The organism is Streptococcus mitis (genome assembly GCF_003942795.1).
Classification (GTDB): Bacteria; Bacillota; Bacilli; order Lactobacillales; family Streptococcaceae; genus Streptococcus; species Streptococcus mitis_BJ.
This window is the reverse complement of sequence record NZ_RJNY01000007.1, coordinates 65,874-83,867: the sequence shown is the minus strand read 5'-3', so window position 1 is coordinate 83,867 and position 17,994 is coordinate 65,874. Positions and strand designations below refer to the sequence as shown.

Below are 17,994 nucleotides of genomic sequence, written 5' to 3'. Positions count from 1 at the left end.
ATTGAAACCAATTCTTGAAATTTATCAAGAACTGGGGTTGAAAGAAGAAAAGGCCAAAGAATTGTACTATAACCTTAGATTGCAACATACACTAGCTGGTGGAGGAAATTTTTCAACTAAAATGAAAACAGACACTCCCCAAAAATACAAGTCGGCTAAAAGTGAATATAAAGAAGCTTACGGGAAAGTTGATGATTTTGATACGTTTTGGGATAGCAAACTAAAGGCCTATTCTAACAATGGAGCGGGCCACGCAGACTTTACCCACCAGTCCATTACCATGGCTACTCATCTTAATCTTAATCAAGTTCAGTTAGCCGATATCTATGGCGGTAGAGAGCGTATCAAGGACCTTTCAGGCTGGGAGGGAGACACGACTAAAAATGCTACGGATAAAAAACCAAGTATTGGCGAAGATGACTACAAGGCAGACCTTGATTCAGTCAATCTTATCGGTCGGGTGCAACAGGGGCAATCCTATGACCAAGCCATATCTTCCTATTATGCTGACCTTCAAAAGGATTCGACTCTTAGAGAAAGAGAATTCTTGAAAAATAAAGATTGGAAGCAGGTTAGAAGTACTATTTATGCTAGTATCCTTCCATTAGAGGTTATGGAAAAAGGGGAAGATGCAATTAAAGCGTATATTGAAAGTAATTATCAAGGTGTATCCAAGTTTTTAAACCGCTTGGAAGCCGTGGCGGAGTAGGAGGATGATGATGAAAAAAATTTTAGGTCTAATAGCGTTATTTGCATTAATTGTATTATCCTGTTTCTACTTTTTTACCCAACAACCTAAAAATATTTTTGATGAGATTTATCAGGAGACGGAGAAAACCTATCGATCAAATAATATTTTAAGAAATATAGATGGCTTTGACATTAAACCAGTTTGGCCAACTGATGACCCTAATATCTCTCAAAATCCATTTGGATTGTATACTAGTAAAAGCAACCCTCAAAACTTTAATAATATATCTATTGATTTTAATTTTAAAAATTATTCTAACGAGCTGTTTGTTTCATTTGAGAAGAAAATATCTGGGGATGTGAAGTTATGGATGATTAGTAAGTATAGCCAAAAAACTAAAATGATCACAAAGTCAATTCAGATAGTATTATCAGGAAATGAGGATAACTATATCGAAGACGAGGCCCAAGTGAAAACATACCTGGAGAAGTACGGTATCACTGCTAAGGATTTGGATTCTTACTACGACGAAATCATCAACCAGAAAGTCTTAAAAGACTGGTGTACCATCTATGACAGTAAGTACTCGCCAAGCAACTATGGTGATGTCAAGATTGAAACCCAGTGGGAGAATTGGTGATAACATGAAGAAAATCCTAGGCTTAGTAGCTTTATTCGTGATAATCGTATCATCTTGTTTTTACTTTTTTGTGCGTCAACCTAACAATATTTTTGATGAAATCTACCAGGAGACAGAGAAGACTTATCGGTCAAATAATATTTTAAGAAACATAGATGGGTTTAAAATCAGGGCCGGTTGGCCAAGTGATGACCCAAATATATCCTATACTCCCTTTGGAAAATATAAAACTCTTCCCAAAGGCTATAGTGATATAACCATTAACCTTAATTTTGGAGAAGATATAAAGGGAGTGTTGATTCTTTTTGAAAGGAAGACTAATTCGAATATTACCCTATGGTATTCGGTGCACTATAATATGCAAAAGAAAGTACTCAAAAAGGAGCTTGCGATTTTTGAAGAGCCAAGGAAACCAGGTCAATTTATTGATGATGAAGAAAAAGTAAGAGAATATTTAAGAAAAAATAATATTTCCAAAGAAGATTTAGACAAAGACTACAACGAAATCGTCAACCAGAAAGTCTTAAAAGACTGGTGTTCGATTTATGACAGTAAGTACTCGCCAAGCAACTATGGCGATGTCAAGGTTGAAACCCAGTGGGAGAATTGGTGACAACATGAAGAAAATCCTAGGCCTAGTAGCCTTATTCGTGATAATCGTATCATCTTGTTTTTACTTTTTTTCTAAACAACCTAAAAACATTTTTGATGAAATTTACCAAGAAACGGAGAAAACCTATCTAGGAAATAATGTTTTTAACAAGTTGAAAGACGTTGAAGCACATAAATATCAAGAGTATAGTGATGATTCTAAATTTTATCCAAGTGTTGCCTATGAGGGAAATGCTTTACCAGATAGCTATGAGAAAATTGCTGTAGATTTTAATTTTAAATCCGAAGCTCAATTAAGCTTGATTTCATTTGAAAAACGGATAGAGTCCAACGTTAGTATAAAAATGTGGACTGTATATTATCATAAAGAACGTAGTTTAAAAAAATTTGTCAAAATAGGATTAAAGAAAGCAGATACGGAAACTTATATCGAAGACGAAGCTCAGGTGAAATCCTACCTAGAGCAGTATGGTATCACTGCTAAGAACTTGGATTCTTACTACGACGAAATCATCAACCAGAAAGTCTTGAAAGACTGGTGCTCGATTTATGACAGTAAATACTCGCCAAGCAATTATGGCGATGTGAAGGTTGAGACCCAGTGGGAGAATTGGTGATATAAAGATTCTTGCTGATTATATAAACAGGTGGCTCTCTGTTATCAGAGGGCTTTTTCTATATATGTCTCTATCCTTGTTCATCTAATAGAAATATGGTATACTTTTTATGAGAATTTTCTAAATTTTTAAGATTCTATCAAAGGAGATTTGCATGCTTTCCAAATTTTCTGGAAGCCGACAAGACCAGCAATTTGCGTTACTTTTAGTTGTTTTGCTAGGTATTTTAGGGATTTCTCTCTTTCTAGCAGTTTCAATGGGATCCGTAGCGATTGACTTAGGAGATACATATCGGATCATTTTGAGCAGATTGGGATTTCCTCTTGAGATAGGAGAGGTTTCCAAGTCTACTCTTGCCATTGTATGGAACATGAGATTCCCCCGAGTATTGTTAGGTCTGATAGTAGGGGCTGGTCTTTCTATGTGTGGTAGCGTGATGCAGTCTACAGTGAACAATCCCATCGCAGAGCCTTATGTCTTAGGAATTTCTGCGGGTGCAACTCTAGGGGCAACTTTGAGCATCGTTCTTGGTTTAAAATTGGTGATTAGCCTTGGAGCTTTCCTTGGAGCTATTTTGGCAACAATTGCTGTCCTTATCATTGCCTCTATGCAGGGAAGGATGACGACTTCTAGTCTGATCTTATCAGGAACGGTGGTCAATGCTCTCTTTCTGGCATTTTCCAACTTTATCATCTCAGTTGGCGCTAATGCGGACAGTGTGATGACCATTAAGTTTTGGACTATGGGCTCGCTTGCCGGGACTACCTGGTCTGACTTAGTCCTGCCAACTATGGTAGTAGGAATAGCCTTTCTATTTTTCTCTACTCAGTATCGTGTTTTCAATGCGATGATGATGGGAGATGAGGCTGCTTTAACTTTGGGGATTCCCTTACGCTTCTATTGGTATCTTTACGTGACCGTGGTGGCTGTGCTGACAGCTGTCTTGGTGGCTACTTGTGGGATTATTGGATTTGTTGGTCTGATTACTCCTCACTTAGCTCGAGGGTTAGTAGGAACGAATTACAGGAGACTTTTTCCTGTTGCGACCATACTGGGTGCCCTCTTTGTCATCTGGGCAGATGTACTCTCCCGTATCATCATTCCAAACGCTGAGTTGCCGATTGGTATTTTCACAGCCTTAGTAGGTGCTCCCTTCTTTATCTACATTGTTGGAGGTAGGCGAAGGGAGGTGAGGGCCTGATATGGACTTGATTTGTCAGGATGTTCACTTTGGACTAGGAGAGAAAAAAATCCTCAAAGGAGTTTCTCTTAAGGTTGAGGGGCATCAATTTCACACGATACTAGGACCAAATGGAAGTGGGAAAACCAGTCTTCTTAAACTCCTCTATCGTCAGGAAAAGGCGGACAAAGGCTTGATAAGCCTAGATGGAAAGCCGCTGGAGCATTGGTCACTCAAAGAAACAGCTAAGCAAATGGCAGTTGTCACCCAGTTTAATCAGCTGCAGTTTGATTGTACAGTTGAAGAAATCGTCTTGTTGGGAAGAACTCCCCACCTCTCTTTTTTACAGAAGGAAAGGGAAAGAGATTTTACACTCGTTCAAGATGCTCTCGTCAAGGTGGATATGCTCGAGAAGAAAACTCGTCTCTATTCGTCTCTGTCAGGGGGAGAGAAACAGCGAGTCTTATTAGCCCGCGCCTTGGTGCAAGAACCGACTCTATTGCTCCTGGACGAACCAACCAATCACCTGGATATCAAGTATCAGCTAGACTTGTTGGCTATTGTGAAGAATCTCAAGGTCAATGTTTTAGCTGTCCTACATGATATTCAACTTGCTTGTCGCTATTCGGATTATCTCTATCTGATGAAAGAGGGAGAAATCCTTTACCAAGGGACTCCAAAGGAGACCATCACCCCTGAGTCATTGCAAACTGTATACGGAGTTCAAAGTCAGGTTACTTGGACCGAGGATCAGCAAGCTATGATTCACTATTTATAAGAAAGAAAAGGAAAACAAAATGAAAAAAACACTAAGCATTTTACTCGTAACAGTAGCTACCCTAACCATGGCATCTTGTGGTAATACTACTACAGAAAAAACTACCACACAGTCTAGTACAGAAACAAGTCAAAAAGCCAGCACAGAGACGACTTATCCGTTAACAGTCAAGACCTATGATGCTAAGGGAAATGAAGTCGAACAAGTCTTTGACAAGGCACCTGAAAAAGTTATCACCAACAATCTTTCAACCACTGAAATCTTATTGGAGTTAGGCTTGAAGGATAAAATTGCTGGCATGCTTAACCCTGATAATGCTGTGACGGACAAATACAAGGACGCGATTGCGACGATTCCTCAAATTGGGGATAAAAAAACAGTCTCACAAGAGACAGTCCTTTCTTATGAACCGGACGCAGTAATGGGTCGGAATATGATGTTTTCTGAAAAATCCTTGGGGACAGTTAGCACTTGGAATGAAAACAAAATCCCAGTCTATACGCAAAAAGCTTCTCTCTCAACGATTCAGCAAGATTTAGGGAATATTGTAGAAGATGTCAAAAATCTTGGAATGATTTTCAATGTTCAGGACAAGGCTAATGAATACGCAGCCCAATTACAAGCTAAAATTGACGCTGTTAAGAAAGCAAATCCAGCAAGCCAAGGTGAAAAGAAAAAGGCTTTGATTATGGTTGCTTATAATGACGAAACCTTTGGTGCTTACAAGTCTGCTTTGCAAGAAAGCTTGTTGAATCAACTTGGTTATACCAACGTTGCAACGGGAACATCAGGCTTGACCTTGGAAAATCTCGTGTCAATGGATCCTGAGTTGATTATCTATGTAACCAGCGACCGCAATAAAAAATTGGATGCCAACGCAGTAGAGTTGATGAAGGCAAATGAAGTTTTGGAAAACGTTCCTGCAATTAAGAATCAAAAAATCATGACCATTTCTTACGATGAGTTGATGGACTATGGTCCAGCAGTGATTGATTCCCTTGAGAAAATCAATGACTTTATCAATAAATAATGAGTTTGATTGGGAAGGGATTCAAGTTAAGATCAGCCTTCCTTCGACCTATGACCCCAATCAAACCTATCCAGCGATTCTCTTGAATGATGGAAACTTGGATTTTCTATCTTCCCTTTCAGAATCTGTGATTTTAGTTGGTTTGACCTCTAAAAATCGCCTAGATGACTACACTCCCTGGAAGGCATCTGCTTTAAGGGATGGAGCTCCGGATTTTGGCGGTCAGGCAAATGCCTATCATGGTCATTTATTTGGAGGTCTTTTAGACAAGTTGCAGTCGCTTTATCATCTGGATGAAGATCGTCTTGCCTATGGAGGGTATTCACTGGGAGGTTTGGCGGCAGTATCCAGTCTTTTCGGATTTGACAAGGTCTCCTGTGTCTTCTCGATTTGCGGTTCCTTTTGGTATCCTGATTTTACGACTTATTGCAAGGAAGAAAAGCTGGAAAATATGGATTGCTTGCTGTATTTACAGAATGGTCAAACAGAAGGAACCCATCATACCAATCGCTTGGCTCAAGCACCAGCCTATGCTGAGCAGATCCATACTAGTCTTCAGAAACGTTATCCGACTGGTCAGTTTGTCTTTGATCCCTATGGGCATCATGAGCAAGTGGCTGAGCGATTTCTAGCCTTTTCCAACTGGTTGTCCCAAAAATGGAAAATCGAATAAAAGAAATATCCCTTGGCAAAAGCCAAGGGACAATTGTATTTTTTAACCAAGAGCCTCTCTCTTCTTATCTGGATTCCAGATAAAGCTTGCGATGAAGGTAAAGATAATTGTTAGGATACCAACAACCACAGCAAGGATGAGGGCAGGGATGCGGACAAACCACCAGAGTGGGTTTGGTTTTTTATCGTTGTGCCATTGTTTGGTTTCTTCGTCCAAACGTTGGAATTCTGCTTGGATACGGTCTGCAACCATTTCAATCCCTTCATCATTCATTTTCTTAATGTCTGAGATATCGATTGGATTTCCAAAGTTCATATCCACACGTTCACGGCTGACTAAGCCTTTCAAGGTCATGGGACCGGTATAGGTAACAGGCATGATGCGAACCTTGGCCATTTTAGCAATCAAGGCTACGCCACCCTTGACATCATTTGAGTGACGGCTCCCACTTGGAAACATGATGAGAGAGCGGTCGCTTTTTTTGAGGACGTTGATAGGGTACTTGATGGCAGAGGCGTTAGGTTTTTCCCGGTCGATAGGAAAGGCGCCACACATACGGATCCACCAGCCAAAGATACGGTTGTTAAACAGCTCTTTTTTGGCCATAAAGATGAACTGTTTTGGCTTGGTCGCAAAGGCCATGTAAACTGGATCCCACCAGGTACGGTGAGGTGCGACGAGGATATAGTTTTCGTCTCGGCTAGGGATTTTATCAGTATTGTGATAGTGGGCATTGCCATTGATGGACCACAAGATCAGCATGACCAGTCCACGCAAATAAGTATAAAACATGAGATCTCCTTCGATTGTATTGCTTTTATTATTATACCTTATCAAAAGACTGCTGGCAAACTTTTTCAGTTATCAGCCAACAGTTTTAGATGGGATTAGAATTCTTTTAAAAAAAATGATATGATAGAATTCATGGATAAAAATAAGATAATAGGATTAACCCAAAGAGAAGTCAAAGAAAGACAGGCTCAAGGTTTGGTCAATGACTTTACCGCGTCGGCCAGTACCAGTACTTGGCAAATCATCAAACGAAATGTTTTTACACTTTTTAACGCATTAAACTTTGTTATTGCCCTAGCGCTGGCCTTTGTGCAGGCTTGGAGCAATTTGGTTTTCTTTGCCGTTATTTGCTTTAACGCTTTTTCTGGGATTGTGACTGAGCTACGGGCCAAACACATGGTGGACAAGCTCAATCTCATGACCAAGGAAAAGGTCAAAACCATCCGTGATGGTCAAGAAGTCGCTCTCAATCCAGAAGAATTAGTCCTAGGAGATGTCATTCGTTTGTCTGCTGGAGAGCAGATTCCTAGTGATTCCTTGGTTCTGGAAGGATTTGCAGAAGTCAATGAAGCTATGTTGACGGGTGAGAGTGATTTGGTGCAAAAAGAAGTGGATGCCTTGCTTTTATCAGGGAGTTTCCTAGCCAGTGGCGCAGTTTTGGCTCAAGTTCACCATGTCGGGGCAGACAACTATGCTTCCAAACTCATGCTGGAAGCTAAGACAGTGAAACCGATCAACTCCCGTATCATGAAATCGCTGGACAAGCTAGCAGGTTTTACTGGGAAGATTATCATTCCCTTTGGTCTAGCTCTCCTGCTAGAAGCCTTGATGTTAAAAGGCTTGCCCCTCAAGTCATCCGTTGTAAATTCGTCAACAGCCCTTTTGGGTATGTTGCCCAAGGGAATTGCCCTTTTAACCATCACTTCGCTCTTAACAGCTGTAATCAAACTGGGTTTGAAAAAGGTCTTGGTGCAGGAGATGTACTCTGTCGAAACCTTGGCGCGTGTGGATATGCTTTGTCTGGACAAGACGGGCACCATCACCCAAGGAAAGATGCAGGTGGAGGCAGTTCTTCCGCTGACGGAAACTTATGGTGATGAGGCTATTGCCAGCATTTTGACTAGCTATATCGCTCATAGTGAGGATAAAAATCCAACAGCTCAAGCCATTCGCCAGCGTTTCCAAGGACAGGTTGCCTATCCTGCGATCTCGAATCTGCCTTTCTCTAGCGACCGCAAGTGGGGGGCTATGGAGTTAGAAGGGCTAGGAACGGTTTTCTTAGGTGCGCCTGAGATGTTGCTGGACTCTGAAGTCCCAGAAGCCAGAGAGGCCTTGGAGAGAGGTTCTCGTGTCTTGGTCTTGGCTCTCAGTCACGAAAAACTAGACCACCACAAGCCACAAAAACCATCTGATATTCAAGCCTTGGCACTGCTGGAGATTTTGGACCCTATTCGAGAGGGAGCAGCAGAGACGCTAGACTATCTCCGTTCTCAGGAAGTGGGACTCAAGATTATCTCTGGTGACAATCCAGTTACGGTTTCCAGTATTGCCCAGAAGGCTGGTTTTGCAGACTATCACAGCTATGTAGATTGTTCAAAAATCACGGATGAGGAATTGATTGCCATGGCTGAAGAGACAGCTATTTTCGGACGTGTTTCCCCTCATCAAAAGAAACTCATCATCCAAACCCTGAAAAAAGCAGGGCATACAACGGCCATGACAGGGGATGGAGTCAATGATATCCTGGCCCTTCGTGAGGCGGATTGTTCGATCGTAATGGCTGAAGGGGATCCGGCGACTCGTCAGATTGCCAATCTAGTTCTCTTGAACTCAGACTTTAATGATGTTCCTGAGATTCTCTTTGAAGGCCGTCGTGTGGTCAATAACATTGCCCATATTGCACCGATTTTCTTGATAAAGACAATCTATTCCTTCTTGCTCGCTGTCATCTGTATCGCCAGTGCTCTTCTAGGACGGTCTGAGTGGATTTTGATTTTCCCTTTCATTCCAATCCAGATTACCATGATCGACCAATTCGTGGAAGGTTTCCCACCATTCGTTCTGACTTTTGAGCGAAATATCAAACCTGTTGAACCAAACTTCCTCAGAAAATCCATGCTTCGTGCCCTACCAAGTGCACTCATGGTCGTGTTCAGCGTTCTCTTTGTGAAAATATTTGGAGCAAGTCAAGGTTGGTCTGAGATAGAGATATCTACCCTCCTCTATTATCTTTTGGGGTCAATTGGTTTCTTATCCGTATTTAGAGCCTGCATGCCATTTACTCTCTGGCGTGTACTCTTGGTTATTTGGTCAGTAGGAGGCTTCCTAGCTACAGCTCTCTTCCCAATGATTCAAAAGTTGCTTGAAATTTCAACCTTGACTGAACAAACGTTGCCTGTTTATGGGGCCATGATGCTGGTCTTTACCGTGATTTTCATTCTAACCAGTCGTTACCAAGCTAAAAAATAAAGAAAGACTGCAATCTGTGGATTGCGGTCTTTTTAGGCGCAAGATTGCTAGCTGAAATGTGGTATAATAAGAGGTAATAGAGTTTTGGAAAGTGAGAGAAGATGATTTCAAAGAGATTAGAATTGGTAGCTTCCTTTGTGCCACAGGGGGCCGTTTTACTAGATGTGGGGAGTGACCATGCTTATCTGCCTATCGAGTTAGTTGAGAGAGGCCAAATCAAAAGCGCCATTGCAGGTGAGGTGGTAGAAGGTCCCTACCAGTCTGCGGTCAAAAATGTTGAGACTCACGGCTTAAAGGAGAAAATCCAAGTCCGTTTAGCCAATGGCCTGGCAGCCTTTGAAGAAGTCGACCAAGTATCGGTTATCACCATTGCAGGTATGGGTGGCCGTTTGATTGCTACCATATTGGAAGAAGGCTTGGACAAGCTGGCTAATGTAGAACGTTTGATCCTTCAGCCCAATAATCGTGAAGACGACTTGCGTATCTGGTTGCAAGACAATGGTTTTCAGATTGTAGCAGAAAGCATCCTAGAAGAAGCTGGCAAATTCTACGAGATTTTGGTGGTGGAAGCTGGACAAATGAAGCTATCAGCTAGTGATGTTCGCTTTGGCCCCTTCTTGTCCAAAGAAGTCAGCCCAGTCTTCGTTCAAAAGTGGCAAAAAGAAGCAGCTAAGTTAGAGTTTGCTCTTGACCAAATCCCAGAGAAAAATCGAGAAGAACGTCAAGTTCTAGCTCATAAGATTCAAGCCATCAAGGAGATGCTCCATGTTAGCAAGTGAAGTGATTAAACGTTATGAAGACTTTTGTCCTCAGGAATTTTCCATGGAGGGAGACAGTCGTGGCCTGCAAATCGGTACTTTAGACAAGGATATCCAAAGGGTCATGGTTGCCCTTGATATTCGTGAAGACACGGTGGCAGAGGCTATTGAAAAGGGTGTGGATTTGATTATCGTTAAGCATGCGCCTATCTTTCGTCCGATTAAGGATTTGGTAGCCAGCCGTCCACAAAATCAGATTTACATCGACCTTATCAAGCATGACATTGCCGTTTATGTCAGTCATACTAATATCGACATTGTAGAGAATGGTCTCAATGACTGGTTCTGCCAGATGCTAGGCATTGAGGAGACGACTTATCTCCAGGAAACAGGCCCAGAACGTGGGATTGGGCGTATTGGTGACATTAAACCACAGACTTTTGGAGCATTTGCTCAGCATGTCAAGCAAGTCTTTGGTCTTGATAGTCTTCGCATGGTGCATTATCAAGAGAGTGATTTGAAGAAGGAAATTTCAAGAGTTGCCATTTGCGGTGGTAGTGGTCAGTCTCTCTATCCTGATGCTTTGGCAAAAGGAGCTGATGTCTATATCACTGGGGATATCTATTACCATACTGCTCAGGATATGCTGTCTGATGGCCTGTTGGCATTGGACCCAGGCCACTATATTGAAGTTCTCTTTGTGGAAAGAATCGCAGCACTCCTTACTCAATGGAAGTCAGAAAAGGGCTGGACTATTGATATCTTGCCTAGTCAGGCATCGACTAATCCTTTCCACCATATCTAGTTAGAAGGTGAAGACAATGAAAAAAGTTGCCATTATTGGAGCAGGGATTGTGGGAGCAACAGCTGCCTACTACCTCTCGAAAGAAAGTGACCTAGAGGTAACCGTTTTTGACCATGGACAGGGGCAAGCAACCAAGGCTGCAGCAGGAATTATCAGTCCTTGGTTTTCAAAACGCCGAAATAAAGCCTGGTACAAGATGGCGCGCTTGGGAGCTGACTTTTATGTGGATTTGTTGGATGATTTAGAAAAGTCTGGTCAAAAAATCGACTTTTATCAGCGTTCGGGAGTTTTCCTCTTGAAAAAGGACGAATCCAAGCTTGAGGAACTCTATGAACTAGCCCTCCAGCGCAGGGAAGAATCTCCCTTGATAGGTCAGTTAGCCATTCTGGACCAAACGTCTGCGAATGAATTATTCCCTGGCTTGCAGGGATTTGACCGCCTGCTCTATGCTTCTGGTGGAGCGAGAGTAGATGGTCAACTTCTAGTGGCTCGTCTACTAGAAGCCAGTCAGGTCAAGCCGGTCAAAGAAAAAGTGACTCTGACACCATTAGCATCAGGTTACCAGATTGGTGAAGAGGTGTTTGACCAGGTTATTTTGGCAACGGGAGCTTGGTTGGGAGACATTTTGGAGCCTTTAGGATATGAGGTAGATGTTCGTCCCCAAAAGGGACAGCTCCGAGATTATCAGCTCTCCAAAGACCTAGCATCTTACCCTGTTGTCATGCCAGAGGGGGAGTGGGATTTGATCCCTTTTGCAGGTGGGAAATTGTCCTTAGGCGCTACCCATGAAAATGATATGGGATTTGATTTGACAGTGGATGAAACCTTGCTCCAACAAATGGAGGCGGCGGCCTTGCCTCACTATCCAGCCTTGGCAGGAGTGAAATCATCGGGTGAGCGTGTGGGAATCCGTGCCTATACTAGTGATTTCTCCCCTTTCTTTGGGCAGGTACCAGGATTGGCAGGTGTCTATGCGGCTAGTGGTCTAGGTTCATCAGGTCTCACAACGGGTCCTATCATCGGGTATCATCTAGCTCAACTGGTCCAAGACAAGGAGTTGACCTTGGATCCAGTAAACTATCCAATTGAAAACTATGTCAAACGAGTAAAAAGCGAATGATACTCAATGAAAATCAAAGAGCAAACTAGGAATCTCGCCGCAGGCTGCTCAAAGCACTGCTTTGAGGCTGTGGATAGAACTGACGAAGTCAGTAACCATACCAACCCACGGTAAGGCGAAGCTGACATTGTTTGAAGAGATTTTCGAAGAGTATAAGCATTTTACTAAAATTTTAGTCTCCCCTTTAGGATGGTAAATGACATTCCCTACCAAAAATGGTAAAATAAGAAAAAATAATTCGAGAATCGAGGAAGCAAGATGCAAGAAAAGATTTTGGTAACTGGTGGTGCCGGTTTTATCGGAACCCACACTGTTATTGAGTTGATCCAAGCAGGTCATCAAGTGGTTGTAGTGGATAACCTTGTCAATAGCAACCGTAAAAGTTTAGAAGTTGTTGAAAAAATCACAGGAGTTGAAATTCCTTTCTATGAGGCAGATATCCGTGATACTGATACACTCAGAGGTATTTTCAAGCAAGAAGAGCCAACAGGTGTGATTCACTTTGCTGGTTTGAAGGCTGTTGGCGAATCAACCCGTATCCCTCTTGCCTACTATGACAACAATATCGCTGGAACTCTTAGTCTTTTAAAAGTTATGGAAGAAGCAAACTGTAAGAATATCATCTTCAGCTCTTCTGCGACAGTATATGGAGATCCTCACACGGTTCCAATCTTAGAAGATTTTCCACTTTCAGTGACCAATCCGTATGGCCGTACTAAGCTTATGTTAGAAGAAATCTTGACCGATATCTACAAAGCAGACTCAGAATGGAATGTGGTCTTGCTTCGTTACTTTAATCCAATTGGAGCACATGAGAGTGGAGATTTAGGAGAAAATCCAAACGGTATTCCAAACAATCTCTTACCATATGTGACTCAGGTAGCTGTTGGAAAATTAGAGCAAGTGCAAGTCTTCGGAGACGATTACGATACGGAAGATGGAACTGGTGTTCGTGACTATATCCATGTCGTAGACCTAGCCAAAGGTCACGTTGCAGCTCTTCAAAAAATCCAAAAGGGGTCTGGCCTTAACATTTATAATCTTGGAACAGGCAAAGGCTACTCTGTTCTTGAAATTATTCAAAATATGGAAAAAGCAGTGGGACATCCCATTCCTTACCGCATCGTAGAACGCCGCCCAGGAGACATCGCTGCCTGCTATTCAGATCCTGCAAAAGCCAAAGCAGAACTCGGATGGGAAGCAGAATTTGATATCACGAAAATGTGTGAAGACGCATGGCGTTGGCAAAGTAAGCATCCAAATGGATTTGAAGACTAGGATGATGATTTCGATCATTGTCCCCTGTTTAAATGAAGAGGAAGTACTTCCTCTTTTTTATCAGTCTGTTGAAGATTTGCTTCCTGACCTGGGAGCAGAGGTCGAGTATGTTTTTGTAGACGATGGCTCAAGCGATGGGACCTTAGAGCTTTTGAAGGCTTATCGGAAGCAAAATCCTGCGGTGCATTATATCTCGTTCTCGCGAAATTTTGGGAAAGAGGCAGCTCTGTACGCAGGCTTGCAGCATGCGACTGGAGACCTGGTGGTCGTGATGGATGCAGACCTCCAGGACCCCCCCAGTATGCTACTTGAGATGAAAGCCTTACTAGATCAGGATGCGAACTTGGATTGTGTGGGAACACGCAGAACCAGTCGGGAGGGAGAACCCTTCTTTCGCAGTTTCTGTGCTGATCTTTTTTACCGCCTCATGCAAAAAATCAGCCCAGTAGCTCTCCCCTCAGGCGTCCGTGATTTCCGGATGATGAGAAGGTCTGTGGTAGATGCTATTTTAACCCTGACCGAGTCCAATCGGTTCTCTAAAGGGCTCTTTGCCTGGGTCGGTTTTCGAACATACTACCTAGACTATCCAAATGTCGAAAGACAGGCTGGAAAGACCAGTTGGAGTTTTAGACAGCTCTTTTTCTACTCGATTGAAGGGATTCTCAATTTTTCAGATTTCCCCTTGAGTATAGCCTTTGTAGCTGGACTTCTATCTTGTTTTATTTCTTTTATGATGACTGTTTTTGTAGTATTTCGGACTCTTATCTTGGGAAATCCAACATCTGGCTGGACCTCTCTGATGGCTGTCATTCTCTTTCTTGGGGGGATTCAACTTCTGACCATTGGGATTCTGGGCAAGTATATCAGTAAGATTTACCTGGAAACCAAAAAAAGACCACTCTACCTCATCAAAGAAAAAAGTGATCTTTCTATTTTTGAAGGAAAAAATAACCGGAAAAGACTATAATTTTACCTAGAAATATGCTAAACTAGTAGGTGAAGGGATTAAAGTGATAAAGAGAATCTACAAAATCAATCTCCCTTTTAAACTATGATGGATCTTTTAGAAGTGCACGTGTAGGACAATTTTTGATGGCCTCTAGAACATTGCTGCTCTCAGCGATTTCTCTTTGCAATTCAACTGGATCATCGCAAAATCGAACGATTCCATTATCATGGTAATCAAAGAGTTCAGAATAGGTTTGGCAAAGCCCGCAGGCAATGCACCGTTCAGGTATAAGTGTGAGTTTCATATTTATATTGTAATAAGAAAGTTTAAAAAATACAAGGAGTAAGGTATGGCAAAGGAACCATGGCAAGAAGATATCTATGAAAATAGTGAGGAAGAATCAAGAACAGAGCGTCGTCGCCGTAAACAAAAAGGAAAGGGCGCTGTTGCCAATCGTGTCTTAACAGTTCTAGCTAGCCTCTTCTTTGTGATCGTTGTAGCGATGGTAGTTGTATTGATTTACTTATCAACCGGAGGAAGCAATCGTACTTCATCTTTGAAGGACTTCTATGATACATCGTCTCCTTCTACAAGTTCAAGTTCTAAAGTAGAAGCATCGTCATCTTCAAGTAGCAAGGTAGAAGAAACATCTTCTTCTGAAACAACTCCTTCAGAGAGCAGTTCAGAAGAGCACACAGAAGGAGAAGGAACACTCACTGTGCATCCTGGAGAGGGTGAGGCAGCTCTTGCTCAGCGTGCAGGGATTTCCATTGCCCAGTTGGAAGCGTTAAATCCTTCTCATATGTCATCTGGATCTTGGTTTGCCAATCCAGGTGATGTGATCAAGACAAGATAGGAGTCGGGAATGAAGACAATTCAAATTGCTATTGATGGTCCAGCTTCCAGTGGTAAGAGTACGGTCGCAAAGATTGTCGCTAAAGATTTTGGTTATACTTATCTCGATACGGGCGCTATGTACCGTGCTGCGACTTATATAGCGCTTAAACACCAGTTGGATGCAGGAAAAGTAGAGCAACTTTTGGAATTGCTTGATCAACATCCCATTAGTTTTGGACGTTCAGAAACAGGTGATCAACTTGTTTTTGTAGGGGATGTGGATATCACTCATCCTATCCGTGAAAATGAAGTGACCAACAAAGTTTCAAGCATTGCTGCCATTCCTGAGGTGCGTGAGAAACTGGTTTCGCTCCAGCAAGAGATTGCCCAGCAAGGTGGTATCGTCATGGATGGCCGTGATATCGGGACAGTTGTTTTACCACGAGCTGAACTCAAGATTTTCCTAGTGGCTTCTGTTGAAGAAAGAGCAGAGCGTCGTTACAAGGAAAATATTGCTAAAGGGATTGAGACTGACTTGAAAACGCTGAAAGAAGAAATTGCTGCGCGTGACTACAAGGATAGTCATCGTGAAACCTCGCCTCTCAAGCAGGCTGAGGATGCAGTTTATCTTGACACAACTGGACTAAGTATCCAAGAAGTGGTCGAAAAAATTGAATCAGAAGCAAAAAAATATATGTCCTAGGGACGAGAGGAGTAGGCTAGATGATGCCTGCTCCTTTTCTCTCTTTTGCGCGCGTTTCAAAACAGTCTTTTTAGGAGAATTTTGATAAAATAGTAATATCAATAAAAAGGACGGAAGCATGACAAAAAAAATCATAGCCATTTGGGCCCAGGATGAAAAAGGTGTGATTGGGAAGGAAAATCGTCTCCCTTGGCATTTGCCGGCAGAGTTGCAACATTTTAAGGAAACAACTTTAAATCATGCTATACTGATGGGGCGAGTGACCTTTGATGGCATGGGACGTCGTCTGCTTCCAAAACGGCAAACCCTGATTTTAACGCGCAATAGCGAAGAAGTCATAGATGGGGCGCTCGTATTTCAAGATGTGGAGTCTGTTTTAGCGTGGTATCAGAGTCAGGAAAAAAATCTCTATATCATTGGCGGAAAGCAGATTTTTCAGGCTTTTGAGCCTTATTTAGATGAAATCATCGTGACACAGATTCATGCTCAGGTGGAGGGAGATATATATTTTCCTGAGGAGTTTGACTTGTCTCGTTTTGAGACAGTCGCAAGCAAATCTTACACCCGAGATGAGAAAAATGACTATGATTTTACCATCGAATACCGAGATAGAAAGGAAGTCTAATGGAGCGCAGTATATTTGGATTTTTCACAGCTTTTTTGTGTGTAATCTGTATTTTGACTGGAGCACAGGCTTTTCGTAAGAAGCGCTATGGACTGTCTGCCTTACTCTGGTTGAATGCTTTTACCAATCTGGTAAACAGTGTCCATGCTTTTTATATGACCTTATTTTAGATAGAATGAAAATTTAGAATGGAAGGAAATCATGCCTACAAATAGGAAAAATGATATGATGGTTTATTGCTCATTTTGTGGCAAGAGCCAAGAAGAAGTAAAGAAAATAATCGCTGGGAACAATGCCTTTATCTGTAATGAATGTGTGGAGTTAGCCCAGGAAATCATTCGGGAGGAGTTGGCTGAGGAAGTCTTGGCAGACTTGTCTGAAGTACCAAAACCAATCGAACTCCTCAATATCTTAAACCACTATGTGATCGGTCAAGATCGTGCCAAACGTGCCTTGGCAGTGGCAGTGTACAATCACTATAAACGCATCAATTTCCACGATACGCGTGAAGAGTCAGAAGATGTGGATTTGCAGAAGTCAAATATCTTAATGATTGGGCCAACTGGTTCAGGGAAAACTTTCTTGGCTCAGACTTTGGCTAAGAGCTTGAACGTGCCTTTTGCCATTGCAGATGCGACAGCTCTGACTGAGGCTGGGTATGTGGGTGAGGACGTGGAAAATATCCTCCTCAAACTCTTGCAGGCTGCTGACTTTAACATCGAACGTGCAGAACGTGGGATTATCTACGTGGATGAAATTGACAAGATTGCCAAGAAGAGCGAGAACGTGTCTATCACACGTGACGTTTCGGGTGAAGGTGTGCAACAAGCCCTTCTCAAGATTATCGAGGGAACTGTCGCTAGCGTACCGCCTCAAGGAGGACGCAAACATCCACAACAAGAGATGATTCAGGTGGATACAAAAAATATCCTCTTCATCGTGGGTGGTGCTTTTGATGGCATCGAAGAAATCGTTAAACAACGTCTGGGTGAAAAAGTTATTGGCTTTGGACAAAACAATAAAGCGATTGACGAAAATAGCTCCTACATGCAAGAAATCATCGCAGAAGACATTCAAAAATTTGGGATTATCCCTGAGTTGATTGGACGTTTGCCAGTCTTTGCAGCTCTTGAGCAATTAACCGTCGATGACTTGGTTCGCATCTTGAAAGAGCCAAGAAATGCCTTGGTCAAACAATACCAAACCTTGCTTTCTTATGATGACGTTGAGTTGGAATTTGACGACGAAGCCCTTCAAGAGATTGCCAATAAGGCCATCGAACGCAAAACGGGTGCGCGTGGTCTTCGCTCCATCATCGAAGAAACCATGCTAGATGTTATGTTTGAAGTACCAAGTCAGGAAAATGTGAAATTGGTCCGCATCACCAAAGAAGCTGTTGATGGAACGGATAAACCGATTCTAGAAACAGCCTAGAGG

General features: G+C 42.3%; 21 protein-coding genes. 19 read left to right on the top strand and 2 right to left on the bottom strand.

What is annotated here, in order from left to right; all coding sequences use genetic code 11:
* From D8847_RS04775 to D8847_RS04740, 8 genes are all read left to right on the top strand, one after another.
* Positions 1-709, top strand: a 709-nt coding sequence (locus tag D8847_RS04775) for a hypothetical protein (RefSeq protein WP_125840795.1), incomplete at its 5' end; no start/stop codon positions are given.
* A 10-nt stretch (positions 710-719) separates the two neighbouring features.
* A complete protein-coding gene (locus tag D8847_RS04770; RefSeq protein WP_125840794.1) occupies positions 720-1,331 on the top strand; it encodes a TipC family immunity protein in 612 nt (203 codons plus the stop codon).
* A gap of 4 nt (positions 1,332-1,335) precedes the next feature.
* On the top strand, positions 1,336-1,944 hold the full coding sequence (locus D8847_RS04765) for a TipC family immunity protein (RefSeq protein WP_125840793.1): 609 nt from the start codon (positions 1,336-1,338) through the stop codon (positions 1,942-1,944).
* A gap of 4 nt (positions 1,945-1,948) precedes the next feature.
* Positions 1,949-2,560 (top strand): TipC family immunity protein, encoded by a 612-nt coding sequence (locus D8847_RS04760; protein ID WP_125840792.1) that lies wholly within the window; start codon positions 1,949-1,951, stop codon positions 2,558-2,560.
* A 154-nt stretch (positions 2,561-2,714) separates the two neighbouring features.
* The gene (locus D8847_RS04755) at positions 2,715-3,761 is read left to right on the top strand and encodes a FecCD family ABC transporter permease (RefSeq protein ID WP_125840791.1); all 1,047 of its coding nucleotides are present in this window, start codon (positions 2,715-2,717) and stop codon (positions 3,759-3,761) included.
* Between the two features lies 1 nt (position 3,762).
* On the top strand, positions 3,763-4,518 hold the full coding sequence (locus tag D8847_RS04750) for an ABC transporter ATP-binding protein (RefSeq protein ID WP_125840790.1): 756 nt from the start codon (positions 3,763-3,765) through the stop codon (positions 4,516-4,518).
* Between the two features lie 19 nt (positions 4,519-4,537).
* Entirely contained in the window at positions 4,538-5,548 is a 1,011-nt protein-coding gene (locus D8847_RS04745) for an ABC transporter substrate-binding protein (protein ID WP_125840789.1), read from the top strand.
* The gene (locus tag D8847_RS04740; RefSeq protein ID WP_125840788.1) at positions 5,529-6,221 is read left to right on the top strand and encodes an alpha/beta hydrolase-fold protein; all 693 of its coding nucleotides are present in this window, start codon (positions 5,529-5,531) and stop codon (positions 6,219-6,221) included. Before D8847_RS04745 ends, D8847_RS04740 begins: the two co-directional genes overlap by 20 nt.
* A gap of 42 nt (positions 6,222-6,263) precedes the next feature.
* Here D8847_RS04740 and D8847_RS04735 read toward each other — a convergent pair whose 3' ends face one another.
* Positions 6,264-7,013 (bottom strand): lysophospholipid acyltransferase family protein, encoded by a 750-nt coding sequence (locus D8847_RS04735; RefSeq protein ID WP_049485162.1) that lies wholly within the window; start codon positions 7,011-7,013, stop codon positions 6,264-6,266.
* Positions 7,014-7,145: 132 nt separating this feature from the next.
* Between D8847_RS04735 and D8847_RS04730 the strand changes: the two genes are divergently transcribed.
* The 6 genes from D8847_RS04730 (at position 7,146) to D8847_RS04705 (ending at position 14,410) form a co-directional block, all read left to right on the top strand.
* Entirely contained in the window at positions 7,146-9,482 is a 2,337-nt protein-coding gene (locus D8847_RS04730) for a cation-translocating P-type ATPase (RefSeq protein WP_125840787.1), read from the top strand.
* 101 nt (positions 9,483-9,583) lie between these two features.
* The gene (locus D8847_RS04725) at positions 9,584-10,261 is read left to right on the top strand and encodes a tRNA (adenine(22)-N(1))-methyltransferase (protein WP_125840786.1); all 678 of its coding nucleotides are present in this window, start codon (positions 9,584-9,586) and stop codon (positions 10,259-10,261) included.
* Positions 10,248-11,045: a Nif3-like dinuclear metal center hexameric protein gene (locus D8847_RS04720; protein WP_125840785.1), complete on the top strand. Its 798-nt coding sequence runs from the start codon at positions 10,248-10,250 to the stop codon at positions 11,043-11,045. The genes D8847_RS04725 and D8847_RS04720 overlap by 14 nt, the downstream gene beginning before the upstream one ends.
* 16 nt (positions 11,046-11,061) lie before the next feature.
* Positions 11,062-12,165, top strand: a complete 1,104-nt coding sequence (locus tag D8847_RS04715; protein WP_185757924.1) for an NAD(P)/FAD-dependent oxidoreductase — start codon at positions 11,062-11,064, stop codon at positions 12,163-12,165.
* A 258-nt stretch (positions 12,166-12,423) separates the two neighbouring features.
* Positions 12,424-13,443, top strand: a complete 1,020-nt coding sequence (gene galE, locus D8847_RS04710) for a UDP-glucose 4-epimerase GalE (RefSeq protein WP_125840783.1) — start codon at positions 12,424-12,426, stop codon at positions 13,441-13,443.
* Between the two features lies 1 nt (position 13,444).
* Positions 13,445-14,410, top strand: a complete 966-nt coding sequence (locus D8847_RS04705) for a glycosyltransferase family 2 protein (RefSeq protein ID WP_125840782.1) — start codon at positions 13,445-13,447, stop codon at positions 14,408-14,410.
* An 82-nt stretch (positions 14,411-14,492) separates the two neighbouring features.
* On the opposite strand, the gene D8847_RS04700 is transcribed toward D8847_RS04705, so the two are convergent.
* On the bottom strand, positions 14,493-14,696 hold the full coding sequence (locus D8847_RS04700) for a ferredoxin (protein ID WP_185757922.1): 204 nt from the start codon (positions 14,694-14,696) through the stop codon (positions 14,493-14,495).
* 45 nt (positions 14,697-14,741) lie between these two features.
* Between D8847_RS04700 and D8847_RS04695 the strand changes: the two genes are divergently transcribed.
* The 5 genes from D8847_RS04695 to clpX all read left to right on the top strand — a co-directional run bounded on the left by D8847_RS04695 (position 14,742) and on the right by clpX (position 17,991).
* Complete coding sequence (locus D8847_RS04695) at positions 14,742-15,248, top strand: SAG1386/EF1546 family surface-associated protein (protein ID WP_061598150.1); 507 nt, start codon at positions 14,742-14,744, stop codon at positions 15,246-15,248.
* Positions 15,249-15,257: 9 nt separating this feature from the next.
* Positions 15,258-15,932 (top strand): (d)CMP kinase, encoded by a 675-nt coding sequence (gene cmk, locus D8847_RS04690; RefSeq protein WP_125840780.1) that lies wholly within the window; start codon positions 15,258-15,260, stop codon positions 15,930-15,932.
* A 118-nt stretch (positions 15,933-16,050) separates the two neighbouring features.
* Positions 16,051-16,557 carry a dihydrofolate reductase gene (locus D8847_RS04685; protein ID WP_125840779.1) on the top strand — a complete coding sequence of 169 codons (507 nt, stop codon included), beginning with the start codon at positions 16,051-16,053 and terminating at the stop codon, positions 16,555-16,557.
* A complete protein-coding gene (locus tag D8847_RS04680) occupies positions 16,557-16,727 on the top strand; it encodes a hypothetical protein (RefSeq protein WP_000442252.1) in 171 nt (56 codons plus the stop codon). Before D8847_RS04685 ends, D8847_RS04680 begins: the two co-directional genes overlap by 1 nt.
* A gap of 31 nt (positions 16,728-16,758) precedes the next feature.
* Positions 16,759-17,991: an ATP-dependent Clp protease ATP-binding subunit ClpX gene (gene clpX / locus D8847_RS04675; protein ID WP_004240351.1), complete on the top strand. Its 1,233-nt coding sequence runs from the start codon at positions 16,759-16,761 to the stop codon at positions 17,989-17,991.
* Positions 17,992-17,994 lie beyond the last annotated feature (3 nt).

Excerpts from the sequence above, each read along its gene's own strand:
- D8847_RS04770 (WP_125840794.1), top strand. The coding sequence starts at position 720 with ATGAAAAAAATTTTAGGTCTAATAGCGTTATTTGCATTAATTGTATTA.
- D8847_RS04765 (WP_125840793.1), top strand. The coding sequence starts at position 1,336 with ATGAAGAAAATCCTAGGCTTAGTAGCTTTATTCGTGATAATCGTATCA.
- D8847_RS04760 (WP_125840792.1), top strand. The coding sequence starts at position 1,949 with ATGAAGAAAATCCTAGGCCTAGTAGCCTTATTCGTGATAATCGTATCA.
- D8847_RS04755 (WP_125840791.1), top strand. The coding sequence starts at position 2,715 with ATGCTTTCCAAATTTTCTGGAAGCCGACAAGACCAGCAATTTGCGTTA.
- D8847_RS04750 (WP_125840790.1), top strand. The coding sequence starts at position 3,763 with ATGGACTTGATTTGTCAGGATGTTCACTTTGGACTAGGAGAGAAAAAA.
- D8847_RS04745 (WP_125840789.1), top strand. The coding sequence starts at position 4,538 with ATGAAAAAAACACTAAGCATTTTACTCGTAACAGTAGCTACCCTAACC.
- D8847_RS04740 (WP_125840788.1), top strand. The coding sequence starts at position 5,529 with ATGACTTTATCAATAAATAATGAGTTTGATTGGGAAGGGATTCAAGTT.
- D8847_RS04735 (WP_049485162.1), bottom strand. The coding sequence starts at position 7,013 with ATGTTTTATACTTATTTGCGTGGACTGGTCATGCTGATCTTGTGGTCC.
- D8847_RS04730 (WP_125840787.1), top strand. The coding sequence starts at position 7,146 with ATGGATAAAAATAAGATAATAGGATTAACCCAAAGAGAAGTCAAAGAA.
- D8847_RS04725 (WP_125840786.1), top strand. The coding sequence starts at position 9,584 with ATGATTTCAAAGAGATTAGAATTGGTAGCTTCCTTTGTGCCACAGGGG.
- D8847_RS04720 (WP_125840785.1), top strand. The coding sequence starts at position 10,248 with ATGTTAGCAAGTGAAGTGATTAAACGTTATGAAGACTTTTGTCCTCAG.
- D8847_RS04715 (WP_185757924.1), top strand. The coding sequence starts at position 11,062 with ATGAAAAAAGTTGCCATTATTGGAGCAGGGATTGTGGGAGCAACAGCT.
- galE (WP_125840783.1), top strand. The coding sequence starts at position 12,424 with ATGCAAGAAAAGATTTTGGTAACTGGTGGTGCCGGTTTTATCGGAACC.
- D8847_RS04705 (WP_125840782.1), top strand. The coding sequence starts at position 13,445 with ATGATGATTTCGATCATTGTCCCCTGTTTAAATGAAGAGGAAGTACTT.
- D8847_RS04700 (WP_185757922.1), bottom strand. The coding sequence starts at position 14,696 with ATGAAACTCACACTTATACCTGAACGGTGCATTGCCTGCGGGCTTTGC.
- D8847_RS04695 (WP_061598150.1), top strand. The coding sequence starts at position 14,742 with ATGGCAAAGGAACCATGGCAAGAAGATATCTATGAAAATAGTGAGGAA.
- cmk (WP_125840780.1), top strand. The coding sequence starts at position 15,258 with ATGAAGACAATTCAAATTGCTATTGATGGTCCAGCTTCCAGTGGTAAG.
- D8847_RS04685 (WP_125840779.1), top strand. The coding sequence starts at position 16,051 with ATGACAAAAAAAATCATAGCCATTTGGGCCCAGGATGAAAAAGGTGTG.
- D8847_RS04680 (WP_000442252.1), top strand. The coding sequence starts at position 16,557 with ATGGAGCGCAGTATATTTGGATTTTTCACAGCTTTTTTGTGTGTAATC.
- clpX (WP_004240351.1), top strand. The coding sequence starts at position 16,759 with ATGCCTACAAATAGGAAAAATGATATGATGGTTTATTGCTCATTTTGT.